We start from the raw sequence: 16,908 nt of genomic DNA, 5'->3' as shown, positions 1-16,908 counted from the left end.
GCCACATCGGTCATATGACCGATACGACCGGACAGTGTATGCAGACCGTTCGGTACAGCCGTCCCGGTCGTCGTCAGCGGCCCTGGTACTTGGCCGACGTGCTACGGGCCGTGCCGAGCTTGCCGTACAGCCGCGTGCCGGGGCAGTCGGTCAAAAAGCCGTCCCGGTGCCCGGAGATGACGTTGAGCTTGACCTTCGCGCCCTTCTTGTACCGGTTTCCGCCACCCGAGGTCAGAGTGGCCTTCCCCCGCGGGTCCTTTCCGTACAGCCCGAGCTTCCACGCCGTCAGCCGTGCGACGGCGGTCACCGCCGCCGAGGGCGGGGTGGACTGACTGTACGTGCCCAGGACGGCGATGCCCATGCTGTTGGTGTTGAAGCCCCGGGTGTGCGCGCCCAGCACCGCCTTGGCCACGCCTCCCGCACGCCCTTCGTAGATGTTTCCGCACTTGTCGACGGCGAAGTTGTAGCCGAAGTCGCGCCAGCCGCTGCTCTTGACGTGGTAGCGGTAGATACTGCGCAGAACGGATGGGGCCTGCTTGCAGGAGTAGTTGTTGCCCGTGGCGCTGTGGTGGACGAACGCGGCCTGGACGGACCTGGTGTAGACGAAGTTGCGTTCGCGCAGCTTCTCGTCGGCGCCCCATCCCTTGCGGGTGACGATGCGGGGGCGGGGACCGATGTACGGCTTGGCGGCCACCGCCTCCTCGCCGAACCGGTCGGCGTACGCGGCCTCCGTCTCCTCCTTGGACAGTTCGGGGATCTCGGCCGAGCCGAGCGGCACCAGTTCGGCGTTGACCGCGGAGGCGGCCGACTCCTCGGGCGTCAGGGCCGGGACGGGGACCTGGCCGCTGGTGGTGCCGGTGTCGTTGCCCTCGGGCAGTTCGGGGCCCTGGGCGGTGTCCTCGCTGGCGGGCTCGCCGGCGGGCTCGCTGGCCGGCTCGTCGCCGGGGTCGACCAGCTCGATGCGCATGCCGCGCGGCAGCGGGGCGGGGGCGGCGCCCGCGCGCGGGGCCTCGGCCCGTACGCGGACCTCGACGCCGTCCGAGGCGCCGACCCACAGGGGGGCGGTCGAGCCGCGGACCGTGCCCGAGTCGCGCTCGGGGGTGCCCGGGTCGGCGGCGTGGTCGTGGTTGTGGGTCTCGACGGACTGCCAGCCGGACCAGGCGCCGGTGTCGGAGGCACGGGTACGGACCTGGACGGAGCCGTGCAGCTCGGCGTCCGGGTCGTCCCACACGACACCGACGAGCGAGAAGGGGCGGACGTCCCGCCGGGTCAGGCCCCGCACCGCGGCGCCGGCCGCCCGCTCGGAGGGGAGCGCCCGGAGCGGCAGCGACTGGGTGGTGCCGGGGACGGAGACGTCACCCGCGGCGGGGGCGGACGGGGTGCGGGCCGCGACGGGGGACGAGGTGCGGGCCCCTGTGGCGGACGAGGTGACGGACGAGGTGGGGGCGGCGCTCGCGGGGAGTGCGAGCGGGAGCGGGAGCACGAGGGCCGCGGAGCACGCGACGCCGATCGAGGATGCAAGGAAGGCACGCATGGGGCGATCCTCGGCGCGCCGGACCGGTGCCGCTCGCCGGAGAACTGACGGCCCGTCGGTCCGACCGGTGGACGCCGTCACCGGTACGGCGGACCCCGCCCGCCCGGCGCGCGTACCCTGGCGCGCGTGAATGCCAGCGACCGTACCCCCGCCGACCTGCTGCGATCCGCTCTCGCCTCGGACGCGGCCCGCCCCTTGGTCACCTACTACGACGACGCCACCGGTGAGCGCGTCGAATTGTCGGTGGCCACCTTCGCCAATTGGGTGGCCAAGACCGCCAACCTCCTCCAGGACGGCCTGTCCGCCGAGCCCGGCGAGCGGGTCGCGCTGCTGCTCCCGGCCCACTGGCAGACCGCCGTCTGGCTGGTGGCGTGCTCGTCGGTGGGGGTCGTCGCCGACCTCGGCGGTGACCCGGCCGCCGCCGACCACGTCGTGGCCGGGCCCGACCGGCTGGAGGAGGGGCTGGCCTGCCCCGGCGAACGCCTCGCGCTGTCCCTGGCCCCGCTGGGGCGCCGCTTCCCGTCCCCGCCGGCCGGCTACGACGACTACGCGGTGGAGGTGCCGACGCAGGGCGACGTCTTCGCCCCGTACGCCCCGGTGGACCCCTCCGCCCCGGCGCTCGCGGTGGCGGGTGCGGAGCTGAGCGGCGCGGAACTGGTGGACCGGGCCCGTGCGGACGCGGGGCGGCTGGGCCTGGCGGGCGGTGCGCGGCTGCTGTCGGCCCTGCCGTACGACACGTGGGAGGGCGTGTCGGCGGGGCTGTACGCGCCGCTGGCGGCCGGTGCGTCCGTCGTCCTGTGCCGCAACCTGGAGCAGCTGTCGCCCGAGGGGCTCGCCAAGCGGGTCGAGAGCGAGCGGATCACCAGCACTCTGGTGTGAAGTCCACCCGTCCGGCGCACGGCGCGCCGAGTCCCCCGGGTACGGGCGCCGTCCGCGATGGATGATCGTCACACACCCCTGGGCCTCGCTCGCGAAGGACGGACGGCAGACGTGACGGACAGCGCTGGTACTCCCCCGGAGCCGGACCCCCCGACGGGGGCGTCCGGTCCCGGTACCCCAGCCGGTGACGCCGCGTCCGGCCGGCCGGCGGGCGGCGGTGACCACACGCCCAGGGGCGGCAGGGGCGCCAGGAGCGGCAGGAAGCGGCGGCACCGCCCGGCGCGGCGGCCCGGGGGCGGCCCGGCCGGCAACGGCACCCGCCCCGCGAAGCCGGCCCCGGCGCCGGGCCCCGCGGCGGACTCCGCGCCCGCCGCCGACCGGGCCCCCGCGTCCGGTCCCGCACCGGATTCCGAGCCCGAGCAGGCCGCGCCCGGTCCGGCCACGGTTCGAGGGCAGGCCGCCCCCGCAGCCACCTCCACCGCCACCGCCACCGCCACCGTCCCGGTAAGGGTCCCCCGGGGCCCCGGCTTCCGCCGCCACGGCCTGCGGGTCGTCGCCTTCCTGGGCTCCGTCGCCGTGCTCGCGGCGGCCGGCGCCGGATGGTGGCTGTACAAGAAGCTCGACGAGAACATCACCACCGACGCCTCCGCCGCCGCCGAGCTGGAGCGGTACGAGCGGGAGCGCCCCAGCGCCCTCGTACGGGACGCCCGGAACATCCTGCTGATCGGGTCCGACACCCGCGCGGGCAGCGGCAACGCCCGGTACGGCCGCGACAAGGGCACCCAGCGCTCGGACACCACCATCCTGCTGCACCTGGCCGCCCGGGGGCGCGGGGTGACGGCGGTGTCCGTGCCGCGCGACCTGATGGTCAACATCCCGAGCTGCCGCAAGGGCGACGGTTCGCGCACCGCGCCGCAGTTCGCGCAGTTCAACTTCGCGTACGAGTTCGGCGGCACGGCCTGCACGGTCCGCACCCTGGAGAAGCTCACCGGCATCCGCGTCGACCACCATGTGGTCGTCGACTTCCGGGGGTTCAAGGACATGGTGGACGCGGTCGGCGGGGTACGGGTGTGTGTCGCCGAGGCCATCGACGACCCCGACGCGCGGGTGACGCTGAAGCCGGGGGCGCGGACGCTCGACGGCGAGCAGGCCCTCGGTTACGTACGGGCCCGCAAGTCCCTCGGCAACGGCAGCGACACCGACCGCATGGACCGCCAGCAGCAGTTCCTCGGCGCCCTCGTCAACAAGGTGCAGAGCAACGGGGTGCTGCTCAACCCGGCACGCCTCTATCCGGTGCTGGACGCGGCAACCCGGTCGGTCACCACCGATCCGGGTCTCGACTCGTTGAAGGACCTGTACGACCTGTCGCGCGCGTTGCGCAGCGTACCTACCGAAAAGGTGCAGTTCCTGACGATTCCTCGGCGCCCTTACCGCAATGACCCGAACCGGGACGAACTCGTACAGCCCCGAGCGAACAGTCTGTTCAAGCGGCTGCGGGACGACAAACCCGTCGCGGTCGTGCCCGGCGACGGGCAGACCGAGGCCACCGGTGAGGAGTCCGCGGAGTCGAGCAGGCGCAAGAGGGATGCGAGCCCTTCCTCGACACCCACCTTCACGGGCACGAACGCCGCCGACGGGGCCTGTCGGTAGGGGCTGCGAGTAAAGCAAAGGCCAAAGACGGCACGGCAGTCCATGCGGATTGGGCGGAATGCCCGCTTGTAAGGGGCGTGGAATTTGTCACGGACGTCGCCCCACGTTGAACTGGGCGGATAGTGTGACGCGATCCGGTGCACCCGGCCGCGAGGTCGCGCACTCAAGGATCGTGGAACCGAGCGCCTGGGGGGAGGCGCCTCGCGTGGCACCGACGGAGGACTCAAACAACCGTGGACGCGCACAGCCGTGGACGGGCGGACGACATCGACCCCGCCGACCAGTGGGTACTCAACCCGCAGACGGGTAACTACGAACTGCGACTGGACCATTCCGCTGGGCATTCGGCACCGTCCGAGCAGCCGTCCCGCAGCACCGGCCGCCGCGGTGCCAACACGCCGGGCACTCCGAGAACACCGTCCCCCAGAACCCCGGGCGCCGGCGACCCGAAGTCCTCGGCCGGCAGCCGCACCGCCGGTGTGCCCGGCCAGCGCAGGCGCCGCGCGCCCGGCGCCCCGGACGGCCCCGGCGGCACCCCGCCGGGCGCGGGGCGGCGCAAGCGCAAGCCGCAGAAGTCCCGCAAGAAGAAGGCACTGATGTGGACGAGCGGCGTGACGGCCGGCGTCGTCGCGGCGCTCGCCATCACGGCGTACGCCTACTACGAACACCTCAACTCCAACATCAGCACCGTCGACATCGCGGGCGCGGGCAGCGGCGGGTTCAAGAAGGACCAGGCCATCAACATCCTGGTCATCGGCACGGACAAGCGGACCGGCGACGGCAACCAGGGCTACGGCGACCGGAACAGCGAGGGTCACGCCGACACCACGATCCTCTTCCACGTCTCCAAGGACCGGACCAACGCCACGGCGATGTCCATCCCCCGCGACCTGATGACCGACATCCCCGACTGCGAGACCAAGACGCCCGAGGGCACGAAGGTCATCCCGGGTCAGCAGAACGTCCGGTTCAACACCAGCCTCGGGCAGACCGGCCGCGACCCCGGCTGCACCATGCGCACGGTCAAGGCCATCACCGGGCTGACCGTCGACCACTTCATGATGGCCGACTTCAACGCGGTGAAGACGCTGACCTCCGCCATCGGCGGCGTCGAGGTGTGCGTGAACAAGGACGTGAACGACAAGCAGTCGAAGCTGAGGCTCACCAAGGGCAAGCACGTCATCGAGGGCGAGGACGCCCTGGCCTTCGTACGGACCCGGCACGCGTTCGGCAACGAGAGCGACCTGGACCGGATCAAGACGCAGCAGCAGTTCCTCGGTTCGATGATCCGCAAGATGAAGTCGAGCGAGACCCTCACCAGTCCGTCCAAACTGCTCGACCTCGCGGAGGCCGCCACCAAGGCGCTCACCGTCGACACGGGGATAGGAAGCATCGACAAGCTCCAGGACCTCGGCATGGAGCTGGCCAAGGTGAACCCCAAGAACATCACCTTCACCACCCTTCCCGTCATGGACAACCCCGCCGAGACGGTCAAGGCCACCGTCGTCGTCGACGAGGCCAAGGCCCAGCCGCTCTTCTCCATGCTTCAGAACGACATCTCGCTCACCGAGGTGAAGAAGAAGGAGAAGGACGCCAAGAGCGCCCAGGCCGCGCTGCTCAAGGGCCCGCGGGCGGAGGCCTCCGACGTGCGCGTGGACGTGTACAACGGCAGTGGCAGGACGGGTGGGGCGCAGGCCACCATCAACTGGCTGCAGAACGACCAGGGCGTCCTCAAGTCCTCGAACCGGAGCAACGCCCCGCAGGAGATCGACAGGACGACGCTGGAGTTCGCGCCGAACCAGGCCGACCAGGCACGTAAGCTCGCGGACCTGATGGGCCTGCCCGCCACGGCGCTGAAGCAGGGGACGGAGGACGCCGGGGAGCGGGAGCCGATGAAGCTCACCCTCGGCGGGGACTTCAAGGGCGCAGGGGTGCCCATCACCGGTCCGGCGAAGGCGCCGGAAGGTGTGCAGAAAGTAGTGGCAGACAAGCAGGTGTGCGCCGAATGACGCGCACCTGAGCGACAGGGGGACCTGGGGTGGGACAGAGCAGCGTGCGTGGGGAGGGAACGCGGGACCGCGTTCCGCACGCCCGTGACGGCGCCTTGGACGACGGTCACCGCGGTGACGCGTCGTCGGGCGGCACGGAGGAGCCGGCGAGACCGGCACGCCCCGCGACGGCCGGCACGGCCACCGACGGCGGCCGGGCCCACCGGCGCGGCAGCGGCGGTGGCGGCGGCCGGCGGCGCGCCGGCAAGGGCGGCGAGGGCAGGAAGGGCAAGCGGCGGGTGCTCCGGTGGAGCGCCTCCGTGCTGTCCCTGCTGATACTGGGGACGGCCGGCGCCGGTTACCTGTACTACGAGCACCTCAACAGCAAGATCAAGAAGGAAGACCTGACGCTCGGCAAGAACGGGATGCCCGAGCACAAGGCGAACGCCGCGGGCCAGACCCCGCTGAACATCCTGCTCATCGGCTCGGACGCCCGGAACAGCAAGCAGAACCAGGACCTCGGCGGCGGCCGGGACACCTTCGACGGCCCCCCGCTCGCCGACGTGCAGATGCTGGTCCACCTCTCCGCCGACCGCAGCAACATCTCCGTCGTCAGCATGCCGCGCGACACCATGCTGCGGCTGCCGGAGTGCCGGGACGCCCAGGGCAAGACCTACCCCGCGCGCGAGTTCGCCCAGACCAACGAGTCGCTGGACCGCGGCGGCCCGGGCTGCACCGTGGCCACCTGGGTCGAGCTGACCGGCATCCCCATCGACCACTTCATGATGATCGACTTCGCCGGTGTGGTGTCGATGGCCGACGCGATCGGCGGCGTACCCGTCTGCGTCGACAAGAACATCGAGTCCCGCACCAGCGACGGCAAGGGCTCCGGCCTGAAGCTCGCCAAGGGCACGCACCCCATCAAGGGCGAGCAGGCGCTCCAATGGCTGCGCACCCGGTACGGCTGGGTCGGCGGCACCGACCTGGAGCGCGCCAAGGCCCAGCACATGTACATGAACTCGATGGTCCGCGAGCTGCGCAGGAACGCCAAGCTCACCGACCCCAACAAGCTGCGCAAGCTCGCCGAGGCGGCCACCGAGGCGCTCACCGTCGACAAGGGACTCGACACCATCGGCAAGCTGTACGACGTGGCCGAGCAGCTCAAGAGCGTGCCCACCGGCCGCATCACCATGACGACGATGCCCAACTTCTACTCGACCCGTAAGCCGGGCAAGGTCGAGCCGACGCCCGGCGAGGCCGAGGAACTCTTCCGGATGATCCGCGAGGACATCCCGCTCGACGGCAAGCCCTCCAAGCGCGCCGCGCCCGCCGCCTCGAAGGACACCGCCGCCGCGCCCGCCGAGACCCCGGTGATGGTGCAGAACGGCACCTACACCGACCAGTACGGCTCCGCCCAGGGGCGGGCGACCACGGTCGCCGGGCTGCTGGCCGCCAAGGGCTACACCCAGGCCAAGGCCGACACGGCCGCCCCGCGGCAGGCCAAGACCGTCGTCCACTTCCCGAGCGCGGACCTGGAGGGCGATGCGCAGGCCGTGGCCAAGTCACTGGGCATCCCGGCCGGTTCGGTGAAGAAGTCCGACAAGGTCGGCACCATCACCCTGATCGTCGGCGCGGACTGGCGCGAGGGCGACACCTACCCCAAGCCCAAGAGCACCGGGAAGGCCCCCGGGTCGAACACCAGCAGGGCCGACCAGTCGGGCTGCATGACGGTCGACCCCAACTTCACCTGGTGACCGCCGGGCGGTGGAGCACCGCCCGGCGCGTCAGGCGCGCTACGCCGCCGTCCGGACCACCGCCGGGCGGCGGCTGGCGATGACCTTCCTGGCAAGGGAACGCGGGCTCGTGAGGAATCCGTACCCCCACGACATGTGCATCGTCGCCAGCGCCACCGGGATCCGCACCCGGGCCCTCAGCGGCAGGCCCTTGCCGGCCGGAACCGAACCGGCGACGATCGCCGCCAGATACCCCGCCGGGACGACGAACCCGAACGGGGTGAGCGTCGCGCCCACGACCACACCCGCCGCGATCGCGCAGACCGCGGTCGGCGGGGCGAGGTAGCGCAGGTTGATGGAGCCCTGGTGGTACCGGGCGACGACGTGCCGCCAGCGGCCGTAGTCCTTGTACTGCTTCGCCAGCGCCCGCACGCTCGGCCGGGGCCGGTACTGCACCCTCAGCTCCGGCGAGAACCAGATCAGACCGCCCGCCTCGCGGATGCGGAAGTTCAGCTCCCAGTCCTGGGCGCGGATGAACTCCTCGTTGTACCCGCCCTGCTGCTCCAGCGCCTCGCGCCGGAACACGCCCAGGTACACCGTCTCCGCCGGCCCGGCCTCGCCGCCCGTGTGGAACGCCGCGTTGCCGACGCCGATCCGCGAGGTCATCGCGGCCGCGACCGCGTGCTCCCAGTCGTTCTCGCCCTCGGCGTGCATGATGCCGCCCACGTTCTGCGCACCGGTCTCCTCCAGGAGACGCACGGCCGTCGCGATGTAGTTCGGCGAGAGCATGCCGTGCCCGTCGACCCGCACCACGATCGGGTGACGCGACGCCTTGATGGCGGCGTTCAGCGCGGCGGGCGTGCGCCCGGTGGGGTTCGGCACGGTGTGGACCCGGCTGTCCTCGGCGACGAGCTCGGCGGCGATCTCGTCGGTACGGTCCGTGGACGGACCCAGCGCGATCACCACCTCCATCTCGCCGTCGTACTCCTGCTCGAGGATGTGACGGACCGAGGCGCGCAGGTGCCGCTCCTCGTTGAGGACCGGCATGATCACGGAAACCGGGGGCGGGGGCGTGGGCATCGTTTCCTCGGGGGTCCGGGGGTCGCCCCCGGGAGACAGCAGTATCGCCGCCACGTTACCGCGAACGGGGGACAGCGGTGCGCGCCGCCCGGGTGGCGCGGACGGTCGACGATCGTATGGGCCTACTGTGCTCACTATTCCCCCAGCCGCCCGCGGAGGTGTCCTTCGTGCCCACGCCGCCCCGCCGCCCCGCCCCTCCCCGGCCGCCCGCCCCCGGGCGGCCGAGACGGGCCCCGGCGCCGGTACCGGCGGCCGTGCGGCGGGGACGCCCCGGGCGGACCAGGTGGGGCGCGCGGCTGGCCACCGCCCTGTCGGTGCTGGTCCTCGCGGCGGGCGGCGTCGGGCACGCGATCGTGACGAGCCTGGACACCGAGATCGGCCGGGTCGACCCCTTCAAGGACATGAAGAACCGCCCCGCCCCCGGGCACGGCACCAACATCCTGGTCGTCGGCACCGACGGACGCGACCGGATCACCCCGCGGGAGAAGGAGAAGTACCGGCTCGGCGGAGCGCCCTGCCGCTGCACCGACACGATCATGCTGGTGCACGTCTCCGCCGACCGCAGACGGGCCAGCATGGTGTCGCTGCCCCGCGACTCGTACGCCGAGATCCCGCCGCACACCGACGCCACCACCGGCAAGCACCACCAGCGGCACCCGGTGAAGCTGAACGCCGCGTACGCCGAGGGCGGGCCGAACCTCACCGTGCGCACCGTCGAGCACATGACCGGCATCAAGATCGACCACTACCTGGAGCTGGACTTCACCAGCTTCATGCGGACCGTCGACACCATCGGCGGCGTGGAGATCTGCACCGCCAAGCCCATGAAGGACGCCTACACCGGACTCGACCTGCCCGCCGGCACGCACAAACTGGACGGCGGGGCCGCCCTCCAGTACGTCCGCTCACGGCACGTCGACGGGGCGTCCGATCTGGGGCGCATGCAGCGGCAGCAGCGGTTCATGGCCGCCCTGATCGACCAGGCCACCAGCAACGGCATCATGCTGAACCCCGTGCGGTTCCAGCAGGTCGTCACCTCCATGCTCAGCTCCGTGCGGGCCAGCGAGGGCTTCGGCGCCGAGGAGATGCTCGCCCTGGCGAAGGCCATGCGCGGCTTCACGGCGGCGTCGTCGGAATTCACCTCCGTACCCGTCAGCAACACCAGCTTCCCCGTCAAGGGCATCGGCTCCACGGTCAAATGGGACCCGGTCAAGTCCAAGCGGCTGTTCGCGGCGGTACGCGCGGACAAGCCGCTGGCCCCGTACGCGCCGCGCAGCGCGGTGCGCAAGAAGCTCGTCGAGGTCTCGCCGCAGCAGATCCGGGTGCAGGTCTACAACGGCACGCGGATGCCCGGGCTGGGCGCCCGGGCCGACGCGGCGCTGCGGGCGACCGGGTTCCGGACGACCGCGGCCGCCCTGAACTGGCCCCGGCGTGACGTGGCCCGCACCGTCGTGTGGTTCGACCCCCGCTGGGACCGCTCGGCCCGCTCCCTCGCCACGGCGCTGCCGGGGTGCCGGCTGCTGCCGGTGGCGGGGCAGGGCGCGGTGTTCCGCGTCACGATCGGCACGAACTTCGCGGGCGTCCTGCCGGTGCGCGCCGAGAACGCCTTTCAGGGCGAGTTCGGAGCGGTGACGGGCGACCAGGTCATCTGCACGTGAGGTGCGGTGCCCTTGCCCGGTGGCCCCCGGGGTGGTGCCTGCCGGCGGGTGGTGGGGTGTGGCCCCCTCCGGGCTCGCCCGCCCGGGGGCGGGGGCCAGGCGTCCGGTCTCCGTGCGGTTGCGCCCGGTGTGGTGCCGGTGCGGTGGGTGGTGGGGTGTGGCCCGTCCGGGCTCGCCCGCCCGGGGGCCAGCCGGCCGGTCTCCGTGCGGTTGCGCCCGGTGCGGCACCGGTGCGGTGGGTGGTGGGGTGTGGCCCCTCCGGGCTCACCTCCTCGGGGCCGGCGGCCTTGGGTCACGAGTAAGGGAGCCCTGCTGACGCCGCCGACCCCTGCGGGGGCGACCCTGCACGGCCCCACCCCGGCCGTACGCCGTCTGCGGGCCGGTGGGTGGCGGGGCGGTGTCAGTCGTCGATGCCCTCCGCCGCCCGCTTCTCGCGGAGCTCCTTGATCGCGCGGCGCCGGGCCAGGCGGTGGGTACGGCGGATCTGGGCCTCCTGGTAGCGGCGCTTGTCGCGCTCGGTCTCCGGGACGACCGGCGGAACGGTACGCGGCTTGCCGTCCGCGTCGACCGCGGCGAACACCAGGTAGGCCGAGCCGACCTGCGTCGCGGGCGTGGACTCGTTCCAGCGCTCGGCCAGGACCCGGACGCCGACCTCCATGGAGGACCGGCCGGTCCAGTTGACCTGTGCCTTCACATGGACCAGGTCACCCACGCGGACCGGCTCCAGGAAGACCATCTCGTCCATGGAGGCGGTCACGGCGGGCCCGCCGGAGTGGCGGCCCGCGACGGCGCCCGCCGCGTCGTCCACCAACTTCATGATCACACCGCCGTGCACCGTTCCCAGGAGGTTGGTGTCACTGCCGGTCATGATGTGGCTGAGGGTGGTGCGGGATGCCGAGGTGGGCTTTCCCTGCAGCTCGGAGGCCTGGTCTGTCATGCCCTCCACCCTATGCCCGAGTCCGTCCCGCCTTGCATTGCATCAGGTTCGCTACAGCCCTGGCCCTATTTCCCACCCACCCTGTCGGGCCCCGGGGGGCGGCCTGCACACTGGTCCGCATGAACGATGGATGGACCGACGACCGCAACGCGCGGTACGGCCGTGGCAGCGCCGGCGCCCAGCCCGAGGGCGCCCGCGTGATGCGACACGTACAGCGCCCCTCCGCGCCGCCGCAGCACCCGCCGGTCCCCCACCAGCAGTCGCAGGGGTACGACGACGCGTACGACAGCGGCTACAACACCGGACAGGTCTACGGCAGCCCCGCCGGGGGCGGTCGCGGCGGCGGCCGTGCCGATCGCGGCTCGGTCCGCGCCCCTGGCCCGGCCCCCGACTGGCGCCGCCGCATCAAGATCGGGTCGATCGTGGTCCTGGTCGCCGTGCTCGGCACGACGATCGGCACGTACTTCTGGGCCGACGGCAAGGTCCGCCGCGAGGTCGACCTCGCCAAGGTCATCGACCGCCCCAAGGAGGGCGACTGCACCACGTACCTGATCGTCGGCTCCGACAGCCGTGAGGGCATGACGGCCGAGGAGAAGAAGAAGCTGCACACCGGTTCCGCCGAGGGCAAGCGGACCGACTCGATGATGATCCTGGCGGCCTGCGGCAGCGGCAACACCATGATCTCGCTGCCCCGCGACTCCGACGTGGAGATCCCGAAGTTCGTCGGCTCCGAGTCCGGCAAGACCTTCCCCGCCCAGGGCCGCCGCGTGAAGCTGAACGCCGCGTACGCCGAGGACGGCCCCGAGCTGCTGGTCCGCACCGTCGAGCACAACACCGGCCTGCGCATCGACCACTACGCCGAGATCGGCTTCGCGGGCTTCGCCAACATCGTCGACGCGCTCGGCGGCGTCGAGATGGACATCCCGAAGGCCTTCAAGGACAAGAAGTCCGGCGCCGACTTCCAGGCGGGCAAGCAGACCCTCAACGGAGAGCAGTCCCTCGCCTTCGTCCGCACCCGGTACGCGTTCGCCGGCTCGGACCTGGACCGGACGAAGAACCAGCAGAAGTTCCTGGCGACGCTGGCGAACCAGGCGGCGACGCCCGGCACGATCCTGAACCCGTTCCGGCTCTACCCGACCCTCGGCGCCGGCCTGGACACCCTGATCGTCGACAAGGACATGTCCCTGTTCGACCTGGGTGAGATGTTCTTCGCGATGAAGGGCATCAGCGGCGGTGACGGCAAGTCGATGAACATCCCCATCTCGGGCAGCACGGGCGGCAACCTGGTCTGGGACAAGGCGAAGGTGCAGCAGCTGGTGCAGCAGATCCAGAACGACGAGAAGGTCACCGTCACGGGCAACTGACGGTGCCGCGTCCGGGGGCCGGAGGTCAGCTCCCGGACGCGTACGTCACGAAGGCGGCCCAGGCGTCCGGCGCAAAGCCGAGCCGAGGGCCGGGCACGTTCTTGGAGTCGCGGACGTGGACGGTGTCGTCCGCGGCCGCGACCTCGACGCAGTCGGGGCCGTCGGCCCCGCTATAACTGCTCTTGACCCAGGTCAGCTCAGTCTTCATGTCTCTCCCAGCAGTTTCTCGACGAAGGCCCGTGACAGCCGAGGCGTGAGGGCCTGGGACCTGATCAGGCCGTACCGCATCTCAAGGATCTGGACCTCCTTGGGATCGCTGATCAGTCGGCTGGTGAGCTGAACTTCGTTGTAGCCCACAGCCGTACCGTCACTCAGCTTAAGCACCCGGTGCGAGCCGTCGAGGCCCGCGTGCTCCTCGGTTTCCGTCGGCATGACCTGAATCTCCACGTGCCGCAACGAGCTTAGTTGCAACAGGCGTTCGAGCTGGCGGTGCAACACCATTCTGCCCCCGGTCGGCCGCCTCAGAGTCGCCTCCTCCAGAACGAAGGTGAGGAGCGGGGCCGGTTGCCGCTCGAATACCGACTGCCGGGCCATGCGCGCGGCTACCCGCCGCTCCACTTCTTCCTCGGAGAAAGCGGGTCGGCGTTCTCCGCACAACGCGCGGGCGTATTCCTCGGTCTGCAACAGGCCGTGGATCGTGACACTGGCGTACGCCCCCATCTCGACCGCGTCGGCCTCCAGCTTGGCCAGGTCGCGGACCTTCTTCGGGTACCGGGCCTCAGCCACGTCCTTCTTCATCGCGGCGAGCTTGCCGCCCGCGCCCAGGGCCTCGTCCGCCCTGTCCAGGAACTCCGGCTTGGGGATGCGCTTGCCGGCCTCCACCTTGTAGACCTGGTTCTCGCCGTACCCGATGGCCGCGCCCAGGTCCGCCGCGCGCATGTTGGCGGCCTCGCGCCACAGCCTGACCTGCCGTCCGACCGCCGCGATCACCGCTCCGGAGTCGTCCTCCAGGTCGACGTCCTGTTCCGGTTCGTCCGTCATACGACACCCGCCTCCGCCCGTGTCCGTGCGCGACGGCGTACCCGATGGACAGGGCCGTGCACCGGCTGGACAGTCACTGTCCGTACACGCGTCGCTCTGGTCAGCGTAAGCACCGGGCGGCCACGCTGAGTCACGTGAACCTGGAAATCACCCGAACCGAACCTTCCGCTCCTGCGCGGCAGTTCACGGTGCTGCTCTCCCCCACCCGCCGTGGCGCCCGCCTCGCCCGCCTGCTGACGACGGCCCAACTGGCCGACTGGGGGCTGCCGTCGGCGTCGGCCGCGCAGATCGTCGGCGAGCTGGCCGTCAACGCAGCGTTCCACGGGCGCGTGGCGGGCCGGGACTTCCGGCTCGACCTCTGCGTCGAGGGCGGGGGGAAGTGGCTGCGGATCGCGGTCACCGACACGCGCGGGGACCGGTTGCCGCCCGGCCCCGGGGAGGTGGGCGCACCGGCCGGTGACGACGAGTGCGGGCGCGGCCTGTTGATCGTCGAGGCGCTCGCCGACCGGTGGGGCGTCACGGCCGGGCCCGTGCCCCGCAAGACCGTCTGGGCCGAGCTCGACCTCGTACCGTGACCGGTCGCACCGGGTCGCGGGTTTCCGCGACCCGGTGGTCCGCGACGCGGTGGCGCACGACGCAAAAGATCAAAGAACGTCTGTGAGGAACGGGAGAACCACCCGACCCACCCCACCGTCGCCTGTCACCCTCGCGGGTGACCTTGCCCAATTCGGCTGGCTTTGGGGCGGGTTGGCAGGCATATGCTCGCGGCGACAACCACAGACAGACGTCGGCCCCCGGCCGGGACGGCAATCCCGATCGAGGGCCTGACCATCAAGGAAGTACGGAGCTTCCCGATGGATACCCAGCAGGTTAGCGCGCCCTCGCGCGCCTCGTCCCGTCTTCGCGGCCGCGTCACCGGTTCCGGTGTCCGCCACGTGAGGGCACGCCACACCGACCGCTTCACGGTCGTCGGCAACCATCTCGCCCAGCACCGCGAGCTGTCGCTGGTGGCGATCGGGCTCGCCGTACACATCCAGTCGCTGCCCGACGGGGCGCAGGTCCGCATCAAGGCGCTGGCCGACCGGTTCCCGGAGAGCGAGGCCCGGATCGCCGCCGCGCTGCGGGAGCTGGAGGAACACCACTACCTGGAGCGCACGCTGGTCCGCCTCCCCGGCGGTGAGCTGATCACCCGCACGGTCGCGTACGACCGCCCGGGCGCCGCCGTCCCGGCCCCGGCACCGCCGTCGCCGCCGGAACCGGAACCGGAGCCCGAGCCCGCGCCCGAGCCCGTACCGCAGCAGGAGCCCGCCCCGTCCCGCCCACCGCTCCCCCAGCCGCAGGCTCCGGACCTGGAGCGGCACCGGGTGGCCGCCGACCTCCTGGCCGGGCTGCGCCGCGACGACCCGCGGCTGCTGCTGGGCGAGCACGACGTCCGGCGCCTGGCGCCCGCCGTGGCCGCCTGGCTGGAGCGCGACGCGCACCCCGACGCCGTACGCCACGCGCTGACGGCCGACCTGCCCGACCGGCTGAAACAGCCCGCCGGACTCCTCGCCCACCGGCTCACCGCACTCCTGCCACCACCGCTGCCGGCAGCCGCGCCCAAGCCCACGAGAGACCCGTTCCAGACCTGCGACACCTGCGAGCGTGCCTTCCGGGCACCGGAGCCGGGCCGCTGCCGCGACTGCCGGTCCGATCTCCCGGAGGCCGCCTAGCATGAACGTGACGATCCTTGCCCCCGGGCACCGACGACGAGGAGCGCACGCCATGAGCATCGCCCCGGACGACGCGCAGCGGGAGACGCACTACCTGTACCGGACGATGCGGGACTTCGTGTCCTCGATGGACGACACCCTTCCCGGCAAGTTCGAGATCACCAAGGAAGGAATCGTCCACGACATGATGGCGCCCGGGAAACCGCATGAGCTCACGGTGCTACGCGTCCGCAAGCGTCTTGAGCGGGTCATGCCCGACGAACTGGCGGCCCATACGGGAGAGCCCGACGTGGAGGACGAGCCCGAGGGCATCATGCGCCACCCCGACGTGATGGTGATCGCCGAGGCGGACATGGAGGGGGACGGGAGGTTCGACCCTCGTACTCTCATCGCCGCCATCGAAGTCGTGTCCCGCTCCAACCCCGACAACGACTGGGTCGGCAAGATGCGGGACTACGCGCTGCTCGGCATCCCCATCTACGTGATCTTCGATCCGCGCACGGGTTCCGGGGCCGTCCTGTCCGACATCCACGCGACCCCGTCGGGCCCGCGCTACGCCACCCGCAAGGAGTTCGTGTACGGCGAGGACGTCACCATCGGCGAGTGGACCATCCCGACCACGGACCTCCCCCGGTACGCCGACGCCTGACCGCTCCGGCCGTCAGGCCGCGAAGGGGTTCGCGTGGCCGGGGAGCTGCTGGCCGGGGCGGAGGAAGCGCCGGCGTCCCGTCTCGTCCTGGACGGGGGTGAAGCCCGCCTCCTGGAGGCGCTGGGCGAGGCGCTGCCGGCGGACCTCGCCGATCTTGACGCCTCCCAGGAGGAGCCCGGCCAGGGCGGCACCGCCCGCGAGAGCGGCGACGTACATCTGGCAGATCAGCAGCGTCACCACCAGGCCCGCCACGCAGAACCAGGCGAAGCCCATCTTCCGCGCCCCGGCCATCTGCGTCATGACGTCGAACCCGATGCGGGCCTTCGTCAGGGCGACCGCCTCCGCCGCCTCGGGCGTCGGCTTCAGCGTCCCGGGCTGGAGGCCGGGCACCGTACCGCCCATGCCCGCCTGCGGGTGCGCGGCGATGGTCGCCGCCTCACGGGCGCGGGCCTCGGGCGCGGGGTCGCGGTACAGGTAGACGGCGAGGGTCCGGCTGTTGTGACCCTCGCGCCGGGTCTCGGCGTACTCGAAGCCGTAGTGCTCGACGACGTGCGCGAGCGTGGCGGCCCGCCCCGCGTGGGAGAACTCGTTGGTGACGACCACGACGTCCTGGGTCGCTATCTGCTTGAGCAGTGCGGAGATCTGTCGATCCACACTCATGGGGACTCCCACCTGGTGCTGTG

General features: G+C 71.7%; 15 protein-coding genes. 9 read left to right on the top strand and 6 right to left on the bottom strand.

Annotated features, from left to right (window positions below; genetic code table 11):
- Positions 1-73: 73 nt before the first annotated feature.
- Complete coding sequence (locus A4V12_RS33905; RefSeq protein WP_064073337.1) at positions 74-1,534, bottom strand: peptidoglycan recognition protein family protein; 1,461 nt, start codon at positions 1,532-1,534, stop codon at positions 74-76.
- Between the two features lie 126 nt (positions 1,535-1,660).
- Between A4V12_RS33905 and A4V12_RS33900 the strand changes: the two genes are divergently transcribed.
- From A4V12_RS33900 to A4V12_RS33885, 4 genes are all read left to right on the top strand, one after another.
- Complete coding sequence (locus A4V12_RS33900; protein WP_064073336.1) at positions 1,661-2,413, top strand: TIGR03089 family protein; 753 nt, start codon at positions 1,661-1,663, stop codon at positions 2,411-2,413.
- 111 nt (positions 2,414-2,524) lie between these two features.
- On the top strand, positions 2,525-4,063 hold the full coding sequence (locus A4V12_RS33895; protein ID WP_234372442.1) for an LCP family protein: 1,539 nt from the start codon (positions 2,525-2,527) through the stop codon (positions 4,061-4,063).
- Between the two features lie 233 nt (positions 4,064-4,296).
- Entirely contained in the window at positions 4,297-6,072 is a 1,776-nt protein-coding gene (locus A4V12_RS33890) for an LCP family protein (protein ID WP_064073334.1), read from the top strand.
- Between the two features lie 29 nt (positions 6,073-6,101).
- The gene (locus A4V12_RS33885; RefSeq protein WP_064073333.1) at positions 6,102-7,805 is read left to right on the top strand and encodes an LCP family protein; all 1,704 of its coding nucleotides are present in this window, start codon (positions 6,102-6,104) and stop codon (positions 7,803-7,805) included.
- 39 nt (positions 7,806-7,844) lie between these two features.
- Here the strand turns inward: A4V12_RS33885 and A4V12_RS33880 are convergent, their stop codons facing one another.
- Entirely contained in the window at positions 7,845-8,864 is a 1,020-nt protein-coding gene (locus A4V12_RS33880) for a glycosyltransferase family 2 protein (protein WP_064073332.1), read from the bottom strand.
- A gap of 167 nt (positions 8,865-9,031) precedes the next feature.
- On the opposite strand from A4V12_RS33880, the gene A4V12_RS33875 reads away from it, so the two are divergent.
- On the top strand, positions 9,032-10,522 hold the full coding sequence (locus A4V12_RS33875) for an LCP family protein (RefSeq protein WP_434974785.1): 1,491 nt from the start codon (positions 9,032-9,034) through the stop codon (positions 10,520-10,522).
- A gap of 400 nt (positions 10,523-10,922) precedes the next feature.
- On the opposite strand, the gene A4V12_RS33870 is transcribed toward A4V12_RS33875, so the two are convergent.
- Positions 10,923-11,459, bottom strand: coding sequence for an acyl-CoA thioesterase (locus tag A4V12_RS33870; RefSeq protein WP_064073330.1), 537 nt, complete (start codon positions 11,457-11,459; stop codon positions 10,923-10,925).
- 119 nt (positions 11,460-11,578) lie between these two features.
- On the opposite strand from A4V12_RS33870, the gene A4V12_RS33865 reads away from it, so the two are divergent.
- Entirely contained in the window at positions 11,579-12,823 is a 1,245-nt protein-coding gene (locus A4V12_RS33865; protein ID WP_199831452.1) for an LCP family protein, read from the top strand.
- A 25-nt stretch (positions 12,824-12,848) separates the two neighbouring features.
- On the opposite strand, the gene A4V12_RS33860 is transcribed toward A4V12_RS33865, so the two are convergent.
- Together A4V12_RS33860 and A4V12_RS33855 are read right to left on the bottom strand one after the other, a co-directional pair.
- The gene (locus tag A4V12_RS33860; protein WP_064073329.1) at positions 12,849-13,031 is read right to left on the bottom strand and encodes a DUF397 domain-containing protein; all 183 of its coding nucleotides are present in this window, start codon (positions 13,029-13,031) and stop codon (positions 12,849-12,851) included.
- Positions 13,028-13,864, bottom strand: coding sequence for a helix-turn-helix domain-containing protein (locus tag A4V12_RS33855; RefSeq protein ID WP_064073328.1), 837 nt, complete (start codon positions 13,862-13,864; stop codon positions 13,028-13,030). The genes A4V12_RS33860 and A4V12_RS33855 overlap by 4 nt, the downstream gene beginning before the upstream one ends.
- Before the next feature lie 134 nt (positions 13,865-13,998).
- Between A4V12_RS33855 and A4V12_RS33850 the strand changes: the two genes are divergently transcribed.
- The 3 genes from A4V12_RS33850 to A4V12_RS33840 all read left to right on the top strand — a co-directional run bounded on the left by A4V12_RS33850 (position 13,999) and on the right by A4V12_RS33840 (position 16,225).
- Complete coding sequence (locus A4V12_RS33850; RefSeq protein WP_064073327.1) at positions 13,999-14,439, top strand: ATP-binding protein; 441 nt, start codon at positions 13,999-14,001, stop codon at positions 14,437-14,439.
- A 279-nt stretch (positions 14,440-14,718) separates the two neighbouring features.
- Entirely contained in the window at positions 14,719-15,576 is an 858-nt protein-coding gene (locus tag A4V12_RS33845; protein ID WP_064073326.1) for a hypothetical protein, read from the top strand.
- A 52-nt stretch (positions 15,577-15,628) separates the two neighbouring features.
- On the top strand, positions 15,629-16,225 hold the full coding sequence (locus A4V12_RS33840) for a Uma2 family endonuclease (protein ID WP_064073325.1): 597 nt from the start codon (positions 15,629-15,631) through the stop codon (positions 16,223-16,225).
- Positions 16,226-16,237: 12 nt separating this feature from the next.
- Here A4V12_RS33840 and A4V12_RS33835 read toward each other — a convergent pair whose 3' ends face one another.
- Positions 16,238-16,885, bottom strand: coding sequence for a hypothetical protein (locus tag A4V12_RS33835; protein WP_064073324.1), 648 nt, complete (start codon positions 16,883-16,885; stop codon positions 16,238-16,240).
- Positions 16,886-16,908 lie beyond the last annotated feature (23 nt).

This window comes from Streptomyces noursei (assembly GCF_001646665.1).
GTDB classification, from domain to species: Bacteria; Actinomycetota; Actinomycetes; order Streptomycetales; family Streptomycetaceae; genus Streptomyces; species Streptomyces lavendulocolor.
Note: the sequence above shows the minus strand (reverse complement) of the source record. Positions and strands in the feature narration are given on the sequence as shown.

What these genes read in the sequence shown, in the direction of transcription:
- A4V12_RS33870 (WP_064073330.1), bottom strand. Translation starts at nt 11,459, where the DNA reads ATGACAGACCAGGCCTCCGAGCTGCAGGGAAAGCCCACCTCGGCATCC.
- A4V12_RS33860 (WP_064073329.1), bottom strand. Translation starts at nt 13,031, where the DNA reads ATGAAGACTGAGCTGACCTGGGTCAAGAGCAGTTATAGCGGGGCCGAC.
- A4V12_RS33840 (WP_064073325.1), top strand. Translation starts at nt 15,629, where the DNA reads ATGAGCATCGCCCCGGACGACGCGCAGCGGGAGACGCACTACCTGTAC.
- A4V12_RS33880 (WP_064073332.1), bottom strand. Translation starts at nt 8,864, where the DNA reads ATGCCCACGCCCCCGCCCCCGGTTTCCGTGATCATGCCGGTCCTCAAC.
- A4V12_RS33835 (WP_064073324.1), bottom strand. Translation starts at nt 16,885, where the DNA reads ATGAGTGTGGATCGACAGATCTCCGCACTGCTCAAGCAGATAGCGACC.
- A4V12_RS33865 (WP_199831452.1), top strand. Translation starts at nt 11,579, where the DNA reads ATGAACGATGGATGGACCGACGACCGCAACGCGCGGTACGGCCGTGGC.
- A4V12_RS33905 (WP_064073337.1), bottom strand. Translation starts at nt 1,534, where the DNA reads ATGCGTGCCTTCCTTGCATCCTCGATCGGCGTCGCGTGCTCCGCGGCC.
- A4V12_RS33845 (WP_064073326.1), top strand. Translation starts at nt 14,719, where the DNA reads ATGGATACCCAGCAGGTTAGCGCGCCCTCGCGCGCCTCGTCCCGTCTT.
- A4V12_RS33855 (WP_064073328.1), bottom strand. Translation starts at nt 13,864, where the DNA reads ATGACGGACGAACCGGAACAGGACGTCGACCTGGAGGACGACTCCGGA.